Annotated in this window: 14 protein-coding genes; 3 read left to right on the plus strand and 11 right to left on the minus strand. The window is 70.0% G+C overall.

Translation table 11 applies throughout. The features are described from left to right. Position 1: 1 nt before the first annotated feature. Genes AC1VXD_RS02155 through AC1VXD_RS02175 form a run of 5 tightly spaced genes read right to left on the minus strand, consistent with a single transcriptional unit; the run spans position 2 to position 3,079 of the window. Positions 2-313 (minus strand): STAS domain-containing protein, encoded by a 312-nt coding sequence (locus tag AC1VXD_RS02155; RefSeq protein WP_313148152.1) that lies wholly within the window; start codon positions 311-313, stop codon positions 2-4. Then, positions 303-965 carry an MlaC/ttg2D family ABC transporter substrate-binding protein gene (locus AC1VXD_RS02160; RefSeq protein ID WP_482990624.1) on the minus strand — a complete coding sequence of 221 codons (663 nt, stop codon included), beginning with the start codon at positions 963-965 and terminating at the stop codon, positions 303-305. The genes AC1VXD_RS02155 and AC1VXD_RS02160 overlap by 11 nt, the downstream gene beginning before the upstream one ends. Then, positions 962-1,483, minus strand: coding sequence for an outer membrane lipid asymmetry maintenance protein MlaD (gene mlaD / locus AC1VXD_RS02165; RefSeq protein ID WP_079224410.1), 522 nt, complete (start codon positions 1,481-1,483; stop codon positions 962-964). Before mlaD ends, AC1VXD_RS02160 begins: the two co-directional genes overlap by 4 nt. Before the next feature lie 58 nt (positions 1,484-1,541). Beyond that, positions 1,542-2,291: an MlaE family lipid ABC transporter permease subunit gene (locus tag AC1VXD_RS02170; RefSeq protein WP_079224408.1), complete on the minus strand. Its 750-nt coding sequence runs from the start codon at positions 2,289-2,291 to the stop codon at positions 1,542-1,544. Next, complete coding sequence (locus AC1VXD_RS02175) at positions 2,291-3,079, minus strand: ABC transporter ATP-binding protein (protein WP_482990625.1); 789 nt, start codon at positions 3,077-3,079, stop codon at positions 2,291-2,293. The genes AC1VXD_RS02170 and AC1VXD_RS02175 overlap by 1 nt, the downstream gene beginning before the upstream one ends. A gap of 212 nt (positions 3,080-3,291) precedes the next feature. Between AC1VXD_RS02175 and recC the strand changes: the two genes are divergently transcribed. Genes recC through recD form a run of 3 tightly spaced genes read left to right on the plus strand, consistent with a single transcriptional unit; the run spans position 3,292 to position 12,124 of the window. Then, positions 3,292-6,633 (plus strand): exodeoxyribonuclease V subunit gamma, encoded by a 3,342-nt coding sequence (gene recC, locus AC1VXD_RS02180; protein ID WP_482990626.1) that lies wholly within the window; start codon positions 3,292-3,294, stop codon positions 6,631-6,633. After that, positions 6,630-10,268, plus strand: a complete 3,639-nt coding sequence (gene recB, locus AC1VXD_RS02185; protein WP_482990627.1) for an exodeoxyribonuclease V subunit beta — start codon at positions 6,630-6,632, stop codon at positions 10,266-10,268. The genes recC and recB overlap by 4 nt, the downstream gene beginning before the upstream one ends. Beyond that, positions 10,265-12,124 carry an exodeoxyribonuclease V subunit alpha gene (gene recD, locus AC1VXD_RS02190; RefSeq protein WP_482990628.1) on the plus strand — a complete coding sequence of 620 codons (1,860 nt, stop codon included), beginning with the start codon at positions 10,265-10,267 and terminating at the stop codon, positions 12,122-12,124. The genes recB and recD overlap by 4 nt, the downstream gene beginning before the upstream one ends. A 254-nt stretch (positions 12,125-12,378) precedes the next feature. Here recD and AC1VXD_RS02195 read toward each other — a convergent pair whose 3' ends face one another. From AC1VXD_RS02195 to AC1VXD_RS02220, 6 genes are all read right to left on the minus strand, one after another. Then, positions 12,379-12,777: a hypothetical protein gene (locus tag AC1VXD_RS02195; protein ID WP_482990629.1), complete on the minus strand. Its 399-nt coding sequence runs from the start codon at positions 12,775-12,777 to the stop codon at positions 12,379-12,381. A 127-nt stretch (positions 12,778-12,904) separates the two neighbouring features. After that, positions 12,905-14,944 (minus strand): FUSC family protein, encoded by a 2,040-nt coding sequence (locus AC1VXD_RS02200; RefSeq protein ID WP_482990630.1) that lies wholly within the window; start codon positions 14,942-14,944, stop codon positions 12,905-12,907. A 3-nt stretch (positions 14,945-14,947) separates the two neighbouring features. Then, a complete protein-coding gene (locus AC1VXD_RS02205; RefSeq protein WP_482990631.1) occupies positions 14,948-16,417 on the minus strand; it encodes an efflux transporter outer membrane subunit in 1,470 nt (489 codons plus the stop codon). Then, positions 16,414-17,331, minus strand: a complete 918-nt coding sequence (locus tag AC1VXD_RS02210; RefSeq protein ID WP_482990632.1) for an efflux RND transporter periplasmic adaptor subunit — start codon at positions 17,329-17,331, stop codon at positions 16,414-16,416. Before AC1VXD_RS02210 ends, AC1VXD_RS02205 begins: the two co-directional genes overlap by 4 nt. Further along, positions 17,328-17,537: a DUF1656 domain-containing protein gene (locus tag AC1VXD_RS02215; RefSeq protein ID WP_010487502.1), complete on the minus strand. Its 210-nt coding sequence runs from the start codon at positions 17,535-17,537 to the stop codon at positions 17,328-17,330. The genes AC1VXD_RS02210 and AC1VXD_RS02215 overlap by 4 nt, the downstream gene beginning before the upstream one ends. 108 nt (positions 17,538-17,645) lie before the next feature. After that, complete coding sequence (locus tag AC1VXD_RS02220; protein WP_108770529.1) at positions 17,646-18,101, minus strand: MarR family winged helix-turn-helix transcriptional regulator; 456 nt, start codon at positions 18,099-18,101, stop codon at positions 17,646-17,648. Between the last annotated feature and the right edge of the window lie 210 nt (positions 18,102-18,311).

An 18,311-nucleotide genomic window follows, 5' to 3' on the forward strand; every position in this document is an offset into this window, starting at 1 on the left:
GTCAGCTCGCAGCAGAAGGTGCATTGAAATCCAGATCGGGCGACAGCCGGTAGGCTGCGCTCAGTTCGTTGAAACCGGCCGGAGTGCCGGAAATCGACAGCGGGTGGCCCTGGGTGCGGGCACGCGCGGCCAGTTCGGCCAGCAGCGCCAGGCCGGCGCTGTCCACGCGCTCGACCTCGCCCAGTTCCAGCCGTGCCAGCTTTGCCGGCAACGCCTGCAGCTGCGGCCACAGGGCGATCACCGCGGCACGGTCGAGCACCCCACGCAGGCGCAGGGTGTCGCCTTCCAGCAGCGCCAGCGGCTTATTTGCCATTGCCGGCCGGTCCGGCCTGCATGCTGCCGCTGCGCAGGTCGTTGGCTACCTGCTTGATGCCCTTCTGGCGCAGCGGCGCATCGAACTGGTTGCGGAAGGTCTGCACGTAGGAGATGCCTTCGATGTTGACGTCGAAGATCTTCCACTGGCCGTTGACGTTGCGCATCCAGTACTCGACCGGGGTCGGCTCGTTGCCGGCACGCACCAGTTCGGTGGCCACGCGCACGCCGCGATTGCCCGGCAGCGGGCTCTCGCCCTTCAGGCGGAAGCTCGGCTTGCCCTGGATGTTCAGCAGGGTCGAGCCGTAGCGCTGCATCAGGCTGTCGGCCATCGCATCGGCGAACAGCTTGATGTCGGCGTCGGAGGCGCCGCGGGCGTGCGTGCCCAGCACCAGGCGCGCGGCATAGTCGCGGTCGAAGGTGCGGGTCAGTTCGCTGTCGATGTAGCTGCGCAGGCTGGCCGGGTTGCCGGTGAACTCAGCGCGGCGCTGCTGCAGGGTCGACAGGATGCGGCTGCTGGCGTCGATGACGACCTTCCCGGCCTGGCCCTGCGGGGCGGTCACGGCGGGGGCGGTGGACTGCGCCTGGGCCAGGAACGGGGAAGCCAGCAGCAGCGACGAGGCCAGCAGGGCCGGGATCAGTTTCATCTTCATGGTTGCGGTTCCGTTGCAGGCGACTGCTCGCCATCGTTGGGTTTCTGGCCAGCGCCACCGGCGCTGCCACTGAACATGTACTTGCCGACCAGCTGCAGCAGGTCTACTGCTGGCTGGGTGAAGACGATCTCCTCACCGGGCTTCAGTACTTCCGGATCACCACCGGGCTGCAGACCGATATAGCTCTCGCCGAGCAAACCGCTGGTGAAGATGCCGGCGGAGGTGTCGGCCGGCAGGTCCTTGACCTTGCTGTCCATGCGCAGGGTCACGATCGATTCGAACTTCACCGGGTCCAGTTCGATCGAGGCGACCTGGCCGACGGTGACGCCGCCGATCTTCACCGGCGCCTGCTTGCGCAGCTGGCCGACCTGGGAGAAGCGCGCCTTCAGCTCGTAGCCCTGGCCGCCCCAGCTCCAGCGCTGGTTGGTCGAGGCCACGGCCAGCACCATCAGCGATGCCAGGGCCAGCAGCAGGAATGCGCCGACGGAGAATTCGAGTCTGGGACCGCGTATGGCCATGTGGATTACCTGATCGAGTCGTGGTGGCCGCGCGCCCTGCGCACCGCCGGAGGAGGGGTTAGGTGAACAACATTGCCGACAGCACGAAGTTGAACATCAGCACCAGCAGCGAGGCGTTGACCACCGCACGGGTGGTGGCCACCGAAGTACCTTCGATGGTCGGCTCGGCGTGGAAACCGACGTAGGACGCGACCAGCGCGGCGGTGCCGCCGAAGATCGCCGACTTCAGCATCGCCACGCCGAAGTCATCCCAGAAGTCCACGCTGTTGCGCAGCGCCGACCAGAACACGCCATTGTCCAGGCCCAGCACATGCACCGCTTCGAAGTAGCTGGCACTGATGGCCAGCGAACAGAAGATGCCGGTCAGCAGCGGTACGGTCAGCACCGCCGCCCAGAAGCGCGGGGCCACGGCCTTGGCCACCGGGTCGATGGCCATCAGCTCCAGCGCCTTGATCTGGTCGGTGGCACGCATCAGGCCCAGTTCGGCGGCGATCGAGCTGCCGGCGCGACCGATGAACAGCAGCGCGGTCAGCACCGGCGCCAGTTCGCGGTACAGCGACAGGCCGAGCAGGGTCGACAGTGCGTCGGCCGCACCGAAGGTGGTCAGCGTGCGATACCCCTGCAGGGTCAGCACCAGGCCGACGAAGGCACCGCCGACGGCGATGATCGGCAGCGAGCGCGCACCGATCTTGTAGATCTCGCGGGTCAGCTCGGCGAGGAAATCACGCGTGGGCAGCGAACCGCGCAGCACGGTCAGCGAGAACAGGCCGGCGCGGCCCAGCGAACGGGTGGCTTGCACGAACGGCATCAGGCAACCCTCGCGCGCGGCGCGGCATCAAACGGAATGGGGCCATCGGGCTGGCCGTGCAGGAACTGCCGCAGCAGCGGGTCCTGGCTGGACTGCAGCGCTTCGGGCGTGCCCTGGAACACGATGCCGCCATTGGCAATGGCGATCACCTGGTCGCAGATCGGCAGGGTCTCGTGCACGTGGTGGCTGACGATGATGCTGGTCAGGCCCAGGCTGTGGTTGAGGCGCTGGATCAGGCTCATGATGACCCCCGAGGCGATCGGGTCCAGCCCGGTCAGCGGCTCGTCGTAGATCATCAGCGGCGGGTCCAGGGCCAACGCGCGGGCCAGTGCCACGCGGCGCGCCATGCCGCCGGACAGCTCGCGCGGCCAGGCATCGGCGGCGGCCAGCAGGCCCACCGCGTGCAGCTTCATCTGCACCAGGCAGCGCAGCACTGCCGCCGGCAGGCGGGTATGGGTGCGCAGGGGCAGGGCGACGTTCTCGGCCACGGTCAGGTCGGTCAGCAGGCCATTGCCCTGCAGCAGCACGCCCACGCTCTTGCGCATCTCCAGCAGCGCGCCGCTGTCATGCGGGATCGGCTTGCCGAACAGGGTGACCTCGCCGGCAACCGGCCGCAGTTCGCCGGTCAGCGCGGCCAGCAGGGTCGACTTGCCGCTGCCGGACGGGCCCAGCACGGCGGTGATGCTGCCCCGCGGAACCTGCAGGGAAACGTCACGCAGGATCGTGCGTCCGCTCCGGTCGATGCGGACGTTGGACAACTGCACCAGACTGGAGGCGGAAGCCGACATGGGCACCATTAACGTTTTTTAGACATCGAAGGGTGGGGTCAGCCGGCTGAACATAAGCAGACTGGACGGTCCAGTATTGTGGCACGTCGCGGCCACCGGCAGGCCGGGACAATGTCCGGCGGCGCCGGAACAATCCATCGCAGCGCTCGCTGCGCGCCCCAGTGACGTGCGTCACCATTGAATACTGCCGGGCGTCCTGCACACTGTGCACGATGACCGACCCGTTCAGCGACTTCCGCCTCTATCACTCCAACTCGTTGGACGTGCTGGCCGCCCTGCTGGCCCGCAACGTGCGCACTCCGGTGCCGGGGCAGCCGCTGCTGGCGCCCGAGGTGGTGCTGATCCCGCAGGTGGCGATGCGTCGCTGGCTGCAGGCGACACTGGCGGCCGAGTACGGGGTCGCCGCCAACCTCGAGTTCCTCACCCCGGGTGAGTTCGTCGCACGGGCGCTCAACGCCAACGTCGATGGCGAAACCGACGACCTGGACGCCGCCGGCCTGCACTGGAAGCTGTACCAGGCGCTGCGCGACCCCGCGCTGCTGGCGCAGCCACCGATGCGTGCGCTGCAGGCCTATCTCGCCGGGGGTGACGCCCTGAAGCCGTGGGCGCTGGCCGGTGAACTGGCGTCGGTGTTCGAGAAATACCAGGCCTGGCGTCGCGACTGGCTGCTGCGCTGGGATGCCGGCGCCGACCCGGCCGACCCGCAGGCGATCCTGTGGCGGGCCATCGCCAAGGGCCGTGGTTACCGCGCGCGCCGCATCCAGGAGTACCTCGACCGTTTCGAAGGCCCGGACAAGCCAAAACCAAACGGCCTGCCGCCACGCCTGTCGGCGTTCGCCACGCTGAACATCTCGCCCGACGTGCTGCGGGTGATGGCCACCCAGGCGCGGGTCGGCGAGCTGCACTTCTATATGCCGACCCCGGTGCAGTCGTACTGGGGCGACCTGCAGACCCTGGCCGAGCGCCTGCGCAGCGGCGCACCCGATCCCTTTGGCGAAGCCGCCGGCGAGAACCGCCTGCTGGAAGCCTGGGGTGCGGCCGGCCGCGACTTCATGGCCGTGCTGGGCAGTTACGAAGTGGTGCACCCGGCCGGTGAAATCGCCGCGTACTCGGATCCCGAAGACGACACCCGCCCGACCCTGGCCGAGGGCGGGCTGGCCGACAGCCTGCTGCACCGCCTGCAGCGCGACCTGTTCCACCGCCGCGCGCTGCCCTCGGGCGAACTGCGCGAGGAGCCGCGCAGCGATGACCCCAGCCTGCAGGTGCATGCCTGCCACACCCGCCTGCGCGAACTGCAGGTGCTGCACGACCAGCTGCGCAGCCTGCTGCAGGACCCGCGCTTCGACCCTCCGCTGCAGGCCCGCGAGATCGCGGTGCTGGCACCGGACATCGATCCCTATGTGCCGTACCTGGAAGCCGTGTTCGGCGGCCGTGGCGGCGACGAGGAACACATCCCCTACGCGCTGGCCGACAGCAGCCCGCTGGCGGGCGAGCCGCTGGCCGATGTGTTCGTGCACCTGCTGTCGCTGCCGGTATCGCGGTTCGGTCTGAACGAGATCCTCGATCTGCTGGCCAGCGCGCCGCTGGCCGAGGCGGCCGGGCTGGAGGCGGTGGACTTCGACCGCCTGCATGGCTGGCTGCAGCAGGCCGGTGCGCGCTGGGGCATCGATGCCAATCATCGCGGCCAGCTGCAGGCACCGCGCGACGACGCCTACACCTGGCAGTTCGCGCTGGACCGCCTGCTGCTGGGCCACGCCACCGGCAGCGATGTCGATTTGGCCGGCGTGGCACCGTGGATCGAGCTGGAAGGCGGCGCGCTGGACGCGCTGGACCGGCTGCTGCGCCTGCTGCGCGTGCTGGCGCTGTACCAGCGGCGCCTCGGCGAGACCCTGACTCCGGCGCAGTGGCGGCAGCGCCTGCTGTCCCTGCTGGATGCGCTGCTGCCGGAAGCACCCAGTTCGCCCAACAGCCAGCGCGCGCTGGAGCGCCTGCGCAAGCTGCTCAACCAGTTCGCCGACGACGCCCGCAAGGCCGGCTTCGAGGACGGCGTACCGCCGGAGGTGGTGCGTGCGCATTTCGCCGGCGCGCTGTCCGAGGCCGATACGCGTGCGCCGCTGCTGACCGGCGGCATCAGCTTCGGCCGCATGGTGCCGATGCGCCTGCTGCCGTTCCGGGTGATCTGCGTGCTGGGCCTGAATGATGGTGACTTCCCGCGCCGCGACCCGGCCGCCGGCCTGAACCAGCTGACCGCCGAGCTGGACACGCCGCGCCGGCGCCCGGGCGACCGCTCCACCCGCGAGGATGACCGCTTCCTGTTCCTGCAGCTGTTCGCCGCCGCGCAGGACGTGTTCTACCTGAGCTACCTCGGCGCCGACCCGCGCGATGGCAGCGTGCGTGAGCCCTCGGTGCTGGTCAGCGAGTTGATCGACGCCGCTGCCGAGTACCACCAGGCGCCGGACGCGGCCAAACGTGCGTTCACCGTGCGCCACGCGCTGCAGCCGTTCTCGCCCGCCGCCTTCGGCGAGGGCGATCCGCGCCGCTTCAGCTACCGCCGCCAGTGGCACCCGGCCGCCGGGCGCATGGCCGGCCAGCGCGGCGGGCTGCAGCCATGGTTCGACGCCGCGCTGCCGCCGCCCGTGGACGATGCGGTGGAAACCGAAGTCGCCCTGGATACCCTGCGCCGTTTCCTGTGTGATCCGGCCGGGCAATTCCTGGCCCAGGCACTGGGCCTTCGCCTGGCCGACGATGTCGAGGAGGTGGACGACCTGGAGCCACTGGTGCTGTCCTCGCGCGGGCCGGAAAAACGCAGCGTGCAGGCCGCCGTGGTGCGCGCCACGATCAGTGGTGATGTCGAGCCGCTGTATCCGCGCCTGCGTGCGCGCGGCCTGCTGCCGTCGGGTGCGCTGGGCGAGCGCCAGTTCGAAGCCGAACGGCTCAACACCCGTCCCTACGCCAGCGCGATGCTGGGCTGGATGCAGGGGCAGCTGCTGGAAAGCCGCCGCTACGAAGTCGAGATCGACGGCGTGCGCCTGCACGGCCGCGTCGCCGACCGCCATCCTGAAGGCCTGGTGCGCCTGCGCGCCGGCACGCTCAACGGCAACGCGGTGATCCGCCAAGGCCTGGACTGGCTGCTGGCCAACGCGGCCGGCGATACGCTGCCGCTGGTGCAGTTCCACGATGCGGGTGATGCCGGCCCCGGCCCGCACATCCAGCCTGCACCAGGCGCGGCGGCCGCACGCAGTGCCCTGCGCGCGCTGCTGCAGCTGCGCCAGCGCGGTCTGCGCGAGCCGCTGCGCTTCGCGCCGTATACCGGCTGGGTGCTGTTCACCGCACCGGTGGAAAAACAACGCAGCGAAGGCTGGAAGCAGTGGCACGGCAGCGACCGCAGCTGGGGCGAAGCCAACAGCGATGCCTGGCAGCTGCTGCTGCGCGGCGCCGATCCCTTCGCCGATGACGACAGTTACGCCGACCTGCTGCGCAACAGCCAGGTGGTATTCGGCGCGGTGCGTGACGGGCGTGGCCCGGGTGGCACCGGCAAGGAGGCCGACGCATGAGCACCCCCGTGGATCCCTACCTGCTGTTGCCGCTGCAGGGCATCGGCCTGATCGAAGCCAGCGCCGGTACCGGCAAGACCTTCACCCTGGCCACGCTGTTCACCCGCCTGGTGGTGGAACAGGGCCTGCGCATCGGCCAGATCCTCGCGGTGACCTTCACCGATGCCGCCACCCAGGAGCTGCGCAAGCGCATCCGCGAGCGCCTGGCCCTGGCTGCGCGCCTGGTCGACCTGCCGCCGGCCGACGACGAGGCGCCCGATGCGCTGCTGACCCGGCAGGTGCTGCAGCGCCACCTCGACGAAGGTGGCGAGAGCGCTGCAGCGCTGAAGCGCCGCCTGCAGGTGGCCGCCGACGAGATCGACCTGGCCTCGATCTTCACCATCCACGGCTTCTGCACCCGCGTGCTGCGCGAACATGCGCTGGAGAGCGGGCACACCTTCGATCCGCCGGAACTGCTGGCCAGCGACCGCGAGCTGCTGGAGGAACTGGCCGCCGACCTGTGGCGCGTGCATGCCAACGACCCGGCCACGCTGGAGCCATTGCTCTGGCTGTGGTCGAACCCCGATGCGCTGGCCTCGGACCTGCGCGCGCTGCTGGCCTCGCCGCCGCTGTACCCACGCCCGCAGCCAGTGGCGGTGGAGGATCCGCGCCCGGCGCTGCAGGCCGCCGCGGCGGACCTGGCGATGGCCGTGCGCGAGCACGGTGAGCAGTTCTTCCTCGATCTGTGCGAGGCGGTCGACAACAAATGGATCAACGGCGTTTCCTACAAGCTGGGCTGGCTGCACCCGCTGGGTCGGCAGCTGCTGGCCTGGGCCGCGCGCGACGATACCGGCGAGCTGCTGAGCAGCGACCGCCTGCCGGCGCTGCTGGCCGATGCGCTGGTAGCAAAGACCAACAAGAAGTTTGTCGACCGCACGCCATCCTCGCCGCTGCAGGCACCGCTGGAGCGCTACGTGGCGCTGCTGGCCCAGCGCGAGCAGTGGCTGCGCGCTGCGTCGCTGAACTTCCTGCACAGCCTGCGCGAAGAAGCCACGCAGCGGCTGGCCATGCTCAAGCGCACGCGCCGCGTGCAGACCTACGACGATCTGATCGACGGCGTGGCGCAGGCGCTGGAGGGTTCGCAGCGGCTGGAGCTGGTGCGCAAGCTGCGCCAGCAGTACCGCATCGCCCTGGTCGATGAGTTCCAGGACACCGACGATCGCCAGTGGGGCGTCTTCCACACCGTGTTCGGCGATTCGCCGGAGGTGCAGGCACTCGGCCTGCCACCGGCGCTGTTCCTGATCGGCGACCCGAAGCAGGCGATCTACGGCTTCCGTGGCGGTGACATCCACACCTATCTGAAGGCCAAGCAGGCCGCGCGGCCTGCACCGCCGCTGGACCAGAACTTCCGCTCTCGGCCCTCGGTGCTGCGCGCGCTGCAGGCGCTGTACGACAACGGTGGCGATGATGCGTTTCTCGAGGCCGGCATCGGCTTCGAGCCGGTCCGCCCCGGTGGCGTGCGTACGGATGAAGACTACCTGCGCGACGGCACCGCGGCCCCGGCACTGACCCTGCGCGTGCTGCGCAGCGAAGGCGAAAAGGCGATGAGCGCCGACGCCTCGCGTGCCGCCGCGACCCAGGCCTGCGTCGCCGCCATCCACCAGACCCTGTTGGATGCGCGTGCCGGTACCGCCGTCCTGCGCGGCCGCCCGGTGCAGCCCGGTGATATCGCCGTACTGGTGCGTTCGCACCGTGAGGCGACGCTGGTGCAGCGCGCGCTGGCGGCGGTGGGCATCCCAGCGGTGGCGGCGGGCAAGCAGAGCCTGTTCTCCACCAGCGAGGCACGCGACCTGCGCGCGCTGCTGCTGGCCCTGCTGCAACCGGCTGACGAAGGTCGACTGCGTGCGGCGCTGGCGACGGTGCTGCTCGGCCAGCGGGCCAGTGCGATCGCCAACATGGAACGCGAGGGCGACCTGCAGCGCGCGTTCCAGGCGCAGCTGCTGCACTGGCGCGAGCGCTGGCAGCGCGGTGGCCCGTTCGCGGTGGTGGCCGATGTCTGCGCCGCACAGGGCGAACGCCTGCTGGCGCTGATCGATGGCGAGCGCCGCCTGACCAACTACCTGCAGCTGGGCGAACTGCTGCAGGAAGCCTCCGCGCAGGCGCTGGGCATGCATGGCCTGCTGGACTGGCTGCAGGGGCAGATGGCCAATGCCGACCAGAACGACGAGCAGCAGCTGCTGCGTCTGGAATCGGACGCGCGCCGCGTGCAGATCATCACCCTGCACAAGAGCAAGGGCCTGGAATACCCGCTGGTCTACCTGCCGTTCGTCGGCATCGACGGTGGCGCGCCGAACACTGCCGCGCACTGCACGGTGCACGTGGACGGCGAGCGCCAGCTGCACTGGAAGCTGGACAAGAACGAGGCCTGGGAAGTGGCCAGCGGCCAGCGCGAACGCGAGCAGCGCGCCGAGGATGCGCGCCTGCTGTACGTGGGACTGACCCGCGCCGAGCATGCGCTGTGGATCGCCATCGGCGATCTCGCCGGGCTCGGCAAGACCCGCCTTGCGCCGCTGCTGGGCGACCTGCAGGCGCTGCACGCACATAGCGATGTGCACATCGACGACAGCGAGCCGGTGCTGCGGCTGCCGCAGCTGCCGGTTGAACAGGACGGCGAACTGCCGGCCGTGCGCAGCCTGACCCGGCGCGTACCGCACGACTGGTGGGTGTACAGCTTCACCCAGCTGGCGCATGCCGATGCCGGTGACGACGTCGAAGCGGCGGCCACCGAACTGCCGGCACCGGCCGCCGACGAACCGGCGGGTGCGGAACTGCCGCTGGAACCAGCCCTGCCCGAACCCGCAGCTGCCGACGCCGCACCCCTGGACCCGCGCTTCATGGGCAGCCGCTTCGGCAACGTCCTGCACGAGGCGCTGGAGAACGTTGATTTCGCCGCCTGGGGCGGCTGGAGACCCGACCAGCCCGCGCCCGAAGGCCAGGCCGACCTGCTGCGCAAGGCGCTGCACGACGAAGGCTATACCGACGAGGACCTGGACGATGGCGTGGCGGTGCTGGTGCCGCTTGTCGGCCATACGCTAACGGTCGCGCTGCCCGAGGGCGGTGCCCTGCACAGCCTGGGCGAGGGCGAGCGCCGCGCTGAAATCGAGTTCCACTTCGCCATCGAACCGACCGCCGTGCCCGCGCTGCTGCAGCTGCTGCACGCCCACGGCATTTCCAGCGCGCGCCGCGGCTTCGGCCTGCGCCGCCGGCTGGAAGGGCTGATGACCGGCAAGATCGACCTCACCTACGTGCGCTATGGGCGCTGGTACGTGCTCGACTACAAATCCAACCGGCTGCCGGGCTACAGCCCGGACCTGCTGCAGATCGCCATGCGCCACAGCGAATACGACCTGCAGGCGCTCATCTACACCGTGGCCCTGCACCGTTGGCTGCGCTTCCGCCTGGGCCGCAGTTACGACTACGCGCGCGACATGGGCGGCATCCGCTACCTGTTCTGCCGTGGCCTGGATGGCAATGGCAACGGCGTGCACGTGGACCGCTTCGCGCCGGAACTGGTGGATGGACTGGACGCGCTGTTTGCCGGCGGCGACGCCGCCCATGCCGACCTGGTCGCGCGTGCCGTTGGAGCCAGCGCATGAGTGCCACCCTGCTGCAGCAGCTGTACCGCGGTGGCCACCTGCGCACCCTCGACCACGCCCTGGCCACCAGCCTGCGGCGGCTGCGCGAGGACACCCCCGATGGTGTGGCGGTTGCCGCCGCGCTGGCATCGCTGGCGGTGTCACAGGGGCATGCCGCCTTCGATCCGTCACAGCCGCAGCGCCTGCTGGAAGGCTTCCAGGCCTGGCCCGCGCCGGCGCAGTGGCTGGCCCAGCTGCAGGCATCGCCGTGGGTGGCGCAGCCGGAGGATCCCGAAGCGGCCGCCGATGAGGCACCGCTGGTGCTGGAGAACGGGCTGCTGTACCTGCGACGTTACCGCGAATACGAGCGGCAGCTGGCCGCCGGCCTGCAGCGCATCGGCCGGCACCCGTTGCCGGCGCCGGACATGGCGGCGCTGGCGCCGTTGTTCGCGCGCCTGTTCCCCGTTGCCGCCACCCAGGAAGACCACCAGGCGCGTGCCGCCGGCGTGACTCTGCGCCACCCGTTGGCGCTGGTCACCGGCGGCCCCGGTACCGGGAAGACCACCACCATCGCGCGCCTGTTGCTGCTGCTGGCCGCGCAGGCCCTGCATGCCGGCGAGCCGGTGCCGCAGGTCGCGCTGGCCGCACCGACCGGGCGCGCCGCCGAGCGCATGGCCGAAAGCCTGCGGCTGGCTGTGCAGCGCCTGCAGGAGGAAGGCCTGGACCCGGCGCTGTGCGCGGCGCTGCCGAGCACCGGCACCACCCTGCATCGCCTGCTCGGTGTCATTCCCGATTCGCCGCGCTTCCGCCATCACGCCGACAACCCGTTGCCGGTGGACGTGGTGGTGGTGGACGAGGCCTCGATGATCGACCTGCCGCTGATGGCCAAGCTGGTCGATGCCATCGCCAGCGGCACGCGGCTGATCCTGCTGGGTGACCCGGATCAGCTGCCCTCGGTGGAAGCAGGCGATGTGCTCAGCGCCATCCTGCGTGCCAGCGGCGATGGCAGCGGCACCCGTGCCGATGACGCGCAGGCTTTGCACGGGCTGCTGGCCGCGCCGACCCTGCAGCCGCAGGCCGCGCCACGCGCCTTCGCCGGCCGTCGCGTGCAGCTGCAGCGCGGCTACCGGCAGAGCGATGCCCTGCAGCTGGCACCGCTGGCGCAGGCGGTGCGTGAAGGTGACAGCGGCACCGCGCTGGCCCTGCTGCGCAGCGGCAGCCTGTCCGGGGTCAGCTTCCACGAGGACGATGCCGACCCGCTGCGTGGCCAGCGCGAGCACCTGCTTTCGCACTGGCGCGCGCTGGCCGAGGCCGAAGACCCCGGCCGCGCGCTGCAGCAGGCCGGTCGCCTGCGCGTGCTGACCGCCCTGCGCGAGGGCCCGCAGGGCGCACGCGGGCTCAACAGCCGCATCGAACAGCTGCTGGCCGGCAACACGCCCGGCTACTTCCAGGGTCGCCTGCTGCTGGTGACCGAAAACAGCTACCGCCATCGCCTGTTCAACGGTGACATCGGCATCTGCCTGCGCGATGCCAGCGGGGCGATGGTGGCCTGGTTCCCCGGCGACAGCGTCGATCAGCCGCGCGCCTTCCACCCGGCCGCACTGCCCGCGCACGAAAGCGCGTTCGCGATGACCGTGCACAAGGCACAGGGCTCGGAGTTCGATGAAGTGTGGCTGCAGCTGCCGCGGCAGGACAGCCGCGTGCTGTCGCGCGAACTGGTCTACACCGGCCTCACCCGCGCCCGCCAGCGCCTGCATGTGGCCGGCAGCGAAGAAGTGCTGGTGGCCGCGCTCAAGCGGCATGCCAGCCGCCTGGGTGGCCTCGCGTGGCGGCTGGGCGCCGAAGCCGGGTCGGATCCGGTTCCCCACGGGCTCTGACCCCCATCCACGCATGGCGTGGAGCTACTGGCAACTGCGGCTGTTGGCAGGAGTCGACCGTCGGTCTACACATCTGTCAGACATCGATATCCGACCCCGTGCCGACCAACGGTCGGCACCCACCAAAGCAGAACGCCGTTCCAACAGAGCGTTCCCCGCAACCGGACCCCCCCGCCATCCCACGGATAGCCAGCTTTTGACGTTGACGTTGACGTTGCATCGAGCAGGTGCAGGGCGCAGCCCTGCCGCCACCCTCACTCCGCGATCAACACCAGCCCATCCGGGAACACGATCGCCGCCTCATCCGCACTCAGATCGAAGAACCCCACGCCATGCTTCTCGGCCAGGTCCTGCACGCGCCCATGCGCACGCTCTGCCACCGAATACGCGAATGCGCCGTAGATCACCGCGCGGCCGACGCTGTAGTCGGTCACCTCGGCTCGGTCGTCATCGTCGTTGCTCAGCGGCCCGTTCATCGGCGGGAAGTCCTGTGCCATCTCCGCGAACCACGCCTGCAGCGCCGGGCTGCTCACCGCCGGATCGTCGTACTCGTGGTTTTCGCCCCACTGCACCTGCTTCTCGAACCAGGCGATGAAGGCCGCTGCTTCGCGTGGTGCAGCGCTGGGCTCGAACACCATCATGTCGTAACTCATTGAACCGTCCTGTTGTCGGGGCGAGAGGCCGCCGGGCATGGCCCGGCGCTATAGCTCATTATTGCGCCGCGCCCCGCGGATCGTTCGCGATGCCACGGTAGCGCCGGGCCGTGCCCGGCGGATCGCGTCACACGGACGGCGCAGCAGTGTCCGCCAAGCCCGGCGCCAACGCCTTCGCCTCGGGGAACAGCGCGAAGCGCAGGCCGATCAGACCCATCAGCGCCTCGTCGCGTGCCTTGCAGGCACCTACGCCACCGACCCGGCCCAGCGACGTATCCAGGCGCTCGCGCAGTGCTTCGGCGGCGGCAATCGGACGACGTGCGGCAATCTGCCGACGGTAGTGCGCGGCGATTTCCTCCAGGATGTGCTCGACCGCCTCGCGACTGCGCTCCGGCAGCTCCAGGCGGGCACGGCGCAGCTGCAGGATGTTCAGGCCGATGCGCGCTTCGTTGAGCATGTCCACCGAGGCGATGTCGCTGCCTTCCGGCGTCGCCGCCAGGCGCGGGGCGAGCAGGCCCAGCAGGTCGAGCATGCGTGCGGCGAAGCGCTGGCGGTCCTGCTGGCCGCGCCCTTCGGCGGCTTCGGCCAGCGTGGTCCAGCCCTGCCGCACCAGCCGGCGCGCGGTCCACTCGGCACCCACCGAACGGAACAGGCGGGTCATCACCACCGCGAAGCCAATGCCGATGAACATCGCGATGGACGAGTTGAGGAAGCTCTGGATGTTGGCGCTGTAGGTGTTCTGCAGGCTCAGCAGCGCGGCCAGGTTCACCGTCAGCGGCAGCGCGAACAGCGCGCTCTTGGGGTGGTGCAGCAGCAGGCCCAGCGGCAGGAACGCCAGCGCAAGCACCAGGGCCAGCAGGCTGAAGTCATGCACGGCCGGGAACACGCCGAACAGATACACGCCGGCCACCAGCGAAGCGACGATGGCCCAGACCAGGAACGAGACCATGCTCGGCGCCGGGTCGTCCTGCGCGGCAAAGAACGCGGCCGCCACCGCCGCCATCATCGCGCCGTTGCCGCCGCCTTCCCAACCCAGGCCGATCCACAGCACGCAGTAGCTCATCAGCGCCACGCCGGCACTGAGCGCGGAGAACAGCGCCATGCCGTAGTCCACGTGCTTGTCGGTGGCTACCCGCTCGGTGCGGATGCGGTAATGGGCGCGGTCCAGCGGCGCGGTGCCGTGGTCGATGGCGTGTTGCAGGGTGCGGCAGTCCTGCCACAGGTCCACCAGCTCCTCCAGGCGCAGCAGCAGACTGGCCAGCTGCAGGTGCTGCAGGTCGCTGTCCACCTGCGGCTTCAGCGCGCTGATGCGCGCACGCAGGCGGGCGTAATCGCTGGCACTGGCGGGCGTATCGATCCAGTCGTGGATGTCATCGACCAGCGCCGGCAGGCCCTCGGGCAGCGTCTGGCCCTCGCTGCGCAGCGCGCTCAGGCGGTCGGCAATCGACGACAGCACCGGCAGCAACAGCAGCATGCGCTCGCGCAGGCGTTCCATCGAAACAGCAGAGCCCGCATGGCGCGGATCATCGCGGCGCAGGAACTCGATGAGCGCCTCGAACTGCACCAGGTCGGCGGCCAGCCGGTTGCGCGGGGCATGTGCGCGGCCACGCTCGAGGATCTGCCTGCACCACTGCGCGGCATCCTCCATCCAGTTGCCGATGCGGGTGCGCAGCATCGGCTGCACCGAGGCCGGGAACAGCAGCGACGCGGCCAGCACCGCCACCACCGTGCCGAGGATGATCTCCTCGCTGCGCGCCACCACCGTGTCGAAAATGGTTTCCGGCGAGGTCACCGCCGGGAAGCCGATGAAGGCGGTGGTGTAGCCGGCCAGCAGGAACGCGTAGCCGCGCGGGCCACGGTTGAGCAGGGCCAGGAACAGGCAGCCTGCCAGCCAGATCGACATCGCCGCGCTCAGCACCATGGGCGTTTCCACCAGTGCCGGCAGCACCAGCAGGGTGGCCAGGCCGGCCACCAGGGTGCCGGCGATGCGGTACACGCCCTTGGCCCGGGTCGGGCCCAGCAGCGGCTGGCTGACGATGTACACCGTGCCCATCGCCCAGTACGGACGCGACAGGTTGCCGGCCATGGCGATGTACAGCGCGGCCACCGCGGCCAGGTAGGTCTTGATCGAGAACAGCCACGCCTGGCGGTCGGTCAGCGCGTTCATGGCTTACTTCGCCGTGGCCTGCGCGGTGGCGGGGGCTGCCGATGCGACCGTGGTCTGCCAGCCGCCACCCAGCACCAGGAACAGATGGATCTGGTCGCGCGAGACCTGCGCCTCGGCCGCGGCCAGAGTGGCATCACTGGTCACCAGGCTGCGGTCGGCATCCAGGCTGGACAGGTACGGGGTGCGCCCGGCCTGGTACAGCCGGCGGTTCTGCTCGGCGGCCAGCGCAGCCTGCTGCTGGGCTTCGCGCAGCGACTGCAGGCGGCGCAGGTCCTGCGCGTAGCGGTCCAGTGCGGTCTGCGTCTCGCGCAGGGCCTGCAGCACCGCATGGTCGAACTCGGCCAGCGCGGCGTCGGCACCGGCTTCGGCGGCGTGGATGCGGGCGTGGGTGCCCGAGGACGGCAGCGTCCACGAGATCAGCGGGCCGATCGACCACTGCTGGGTCATCGGCTGGCCGAAGTCTTCCAGCAGGCCGGCGGCACCCAGCGAGGCACCCAGACGGATATCCGGGTACAGCTCGGCGGTGGCCACGCCGATGCGTGCGGTGGCCGAGGCCAGCTTGCGCTCGGCCTGGCGGATGTCGGGGCGACGCTGCAGCAGGGCGCGGCCATCACCCACCGGCAGCGGCTGGGCCAGGCGCGGCGCGTCGGCGCAGTCGATCACGCCGGGCGGCAGCTGGCCGGGGGTCTGCCCCAGCAGCGCGGCCAGCGAATAGGCCGCAGCCGAGCGCTGCGCGCGCAGCGGCGGCAGTGCGGCTTCCAGCAGGGCGACCTGCGCGTTGGCGCGGGCCAGCTCCGGCGGCGTGCCGCGGCCGGCACTGATCAGGCGCTGGGTGACCGAGCGGCTGCGCTGCTGCAGCTGCAGCGAATGCTCGGCCACGTGCAGTTCGTGGTTGGCGTGGCAGATTTCCAGGTAGCTGTCGGCCACCTGGGCCACCACGCTCACCTGCGCCAGGTCGCGTGCGGCGGCCACCGACTGCTCGTCGGCGCGGGCCGCTTCGGCACCGCGCTTGAGCTTGCCGAACAGATCGAACTGGTAGCTGACCGCGAACTTGCCGTCGGCCAGGTTGATCACCGGCAGCTCGAGTTCCTGCAGGAAGGCTTCGGCCGACAGCTGCGCGCGACTGACGCCGGCTTCGGCTTCGTACTCGAAGCCACCGGCATCCATCGCCTGCTCGTACACGGCGGCGGCACGGCGCAGGTGCGCATCGGCGGCCTTCAGCTCGACGTTGTCACGCAGTGCCTGGGTGATCAGGCCATCCAGCACCGGATCGTTGTACAGCGACCACCAGCGGTCGGGCAGCGCCTGGTTGGCGGCGACGTCCGGGTTCTGGGTGTCGATGAAGGCGGCATTGGCCTCCGGGCGTTTGAAGGCCGAGCCTTCCGGCAGGGCGTAATCCGGGCCGACGGTCTTGCAGGCCGCCAGGCTGGCCAGCGCAGCGATCAGGCCGAGACGGGGCAGGGGGGTATTCACAGGCCCGCCTGTGTCGGCGTGGTGCCGGCCTTGTCTGCGTGCTTCCTGCTGTTGGTTTCGACCGTCACCGTGGCGGTACGGCCGGCGATCAGTTCCACGCCCCGGGGTACGTCATCGATGGCGATGCGCACCGGGATGCGCTGCGCCAGCCGCACCCAGTCGAAGGCCGGGGTCACGTTCGGCAGCAGCGTGCTGCCGTTGCTGCGGTAGCGGTCCTCGATGCCGGCGGCGATGCTTTCGACGTGGCCGCGCAGCGCGGTCGATTCGCCCATCAGGCGGATGTCCACGGCCTGCCCGGGCGCCACGCCGCGCAGGCGGGTTTCCTCGAAGTAGCCATCGATGCGGAACGAGCCGGTATCCAGCAGCGCCAGCACCGGCTTGCCGGCCACCACGTAGTCGCCCACGCGCATGGTGCGGTCGTTGACCCGGCCGTCAGCCGGCGCGTGCACTTCGGTGCGTGCCAGGTTCAGATCAGCCAGGTCGACCGCGGCCTGGGCGGTGGCCAGCGACGCCTGCGCGGCCTGCAGCTTGGCGCGGCGCACTTCGGCGTCCTCGGCGGCCACCAGGTCCTGCAGGCTGCGGTCGCGGCCGATCTCGCGGCGCAGCTGCGTCACCGAGGCCTGGCGCTCGGCCAGGCTGGCCTTGGCCTGCTCCAGCGCGATGCGGTAACGGGCGCGGTCGATCACGAACAGTACGTCGCCCTTCTTCACCGCCTGGTTGTCGGCCACGTTCACCGATTCCACCAGGCCGGACACATCGGGGGCCACCTGCACCACGTCGGCGCCGACATGGGCATCGCGGGTCCACGGCTCATCCATGTAATAGACCCACAGCTGGCGCAGGACCAGCAGGGCCACGATCACCGCCGCGCTGGTCAGCAGTATGGGAAGGGTCTTCTTCACGATCTTGTTCACGATTGCATCCAACGCAGGAGGTGGAACAGCAGGCCGAGCACGATCCCGTACAGCGCCAGGTTGAACAGCGCCGGATGCCAGACATGGCGGTAGGCACCTGCACGCTGCAGCAGCGCGTGCAGGCCGCTGTTGACCAGGTAGGCCAACAACATCAACCCGAGCAGGGTCGGGACGAACACTCCGTGGAGACTGAATTCACCGGGCATCGGTAGGGGGGCGAGATGGGGGAGGGGAGGGCAACACACAGGACAACGGCAACGGGCAAAAGCCGCTGGCGCCTGCACGGCAGCGGCGGTGTTTCAAGGACAACGCGCTTACGTGATGCGGTCGGCCGCCTCGGCCAGCAGGCGCCATGCCTTCAGCACGGCCTGCAGTTCATCCATGGAAAGTTCGCCGAACACGTCCTGGCGCAGGCCGATGAGCTGTTCTTCCAGCTCGCGCACCAGCGCCTGTCCCTCGTCGGTCAGCCACAGCAGGTTGGCGCGGCGGTCGCTGGCGTCGCTTTCGCGGCGGACCAGGTCGCTGGCGCACAGCTTGTCCAGCAGGCGCACCAGGGACGGGCCTTCCATGCCCAGCTGCTGGGCCAGTGCCACCTGGCGGATACCGCCGCCGGAGCGGCCGATCATCAGCAGGGGCATGGTGCAGGCGGTGGAGATGCCGTAGCTGCCAAGCCGGCTGTCGGCCAGGCGCTGCCACTGCCGTCCTGCATAGAGCAGGCCGGAGCTGAGCTGCATCTGCAGCCGGGTACGGTCGTCGAGGGGTCGGTCCATAAGAGATAGATAGGATACTACTAATTTCATTCCTATCAATAGTTCTTGCTGAATGGTTGATTGGGGGGTGTACTGAGGAAAGCGTTGCGCCTGCTGGTTGTCGGTGGGCTGCGGGGGGGGGGGGGGGGGGGGGGCGGCGCGCAACAGCCCCCTCGCCGCAGCGGGGGGGCCCGCGCGCCGCCCCCCCCCCCCCCCCCCCCCCCCCCCCCC

The sequence above is a fragment of the Stenotrophomonas sp. STEN054 genome, assembly GCF_056854535.1.

Excerpts from the sequence above, each read along its gene's own strand:
- AC1VXD_RS02155 (WP_313148152.1), bottom strand. The coding sequence starts at position 313 with ATGGCAAATAAGCCGCTGGCGCTGCTGGAAGGCGACACCCTGCGCCTG.
- AC1VXD_RS02160 (WP_482990624.1), bottom strand. The coding sequence starts at position 965 with ATGAAGATGAAACTGATCCCGGCCCTGCTGGCCTCGTCGCTGCTGCTG.
- mlaD (WP_079224410.1), bottom strand. The coding sequence starts at position 1,483 with ATGGCCATACGCGGTCCCAGACTCGAATTCTCCGTCGGCGCATTCCTG.
- AC1VXD_RS02170 (WP_079224408.1), bottom strand. The coding sequence starts at position 2,291 with ATGCCGTTCGTGCAAGCCACCCGTTCGCTGGGCCGCGCCGGCCTGTTC.
- AC1VXD_RS02175 (WP_482990625.1), bottom strand. The coding sequence starts at position 3,079 with ATGTCGGCTTCCGCCTCCAGTCTGGTGCAGTTGTCCAACGTCCGCATC.
- recC (WP_482990626.1), top strand. The coding sequence starts at position 3,292 with ATGACCGACCCGTTCAGCGACTTCCGCCTCTATCACTCCAACTCGTTG.
- recB (WP_482990627.1), top strand. The coding sequence starts at position 6,630 with ATGAGCACCCCCGTGGATCCCTACCTGCTGTTGCCGCTGCAGGGCATC.
- recD (WP_482990628.1), top strand. The coding sequence starts at position 10,265 with ATGAGTGCCACCCTGCTGCAGCAGCTGTACCGCGGTGGCCACCTGCGC.
- AC1VXD_RS02195 (WP_482990629.1), bottom strand. The coding sequence starts at position 12,777 with ATGAGTTACGACATGATGGTGTTCGAGCCCAGCGCTGCACCACGCGAA.
- AC1VXD_RS02200 (WP_482990630.1), bottom strand. The coding sequence starts at position 14,944 with ATGAACGCGCTGACCGACCGCCAGGCGTGGCTGTTCTCGATCAAGACC.
- AC1VXD_RS02215 (WP_010487502.1), bottom strand. The coding sequence starts at position 17,537 with ATGCCCGGTGAATTCAGTCTCCACGGAGTGTTCGTCCCGACCCTGCTC.
- AC1VXD_RS02220 (WP_108770529.1), bottom strand. The coding sequence starts at position 18,101 with ATGGACCGACCCCTCGACGACCGTACCCGGCTGCAGATGCAGCTCAGC.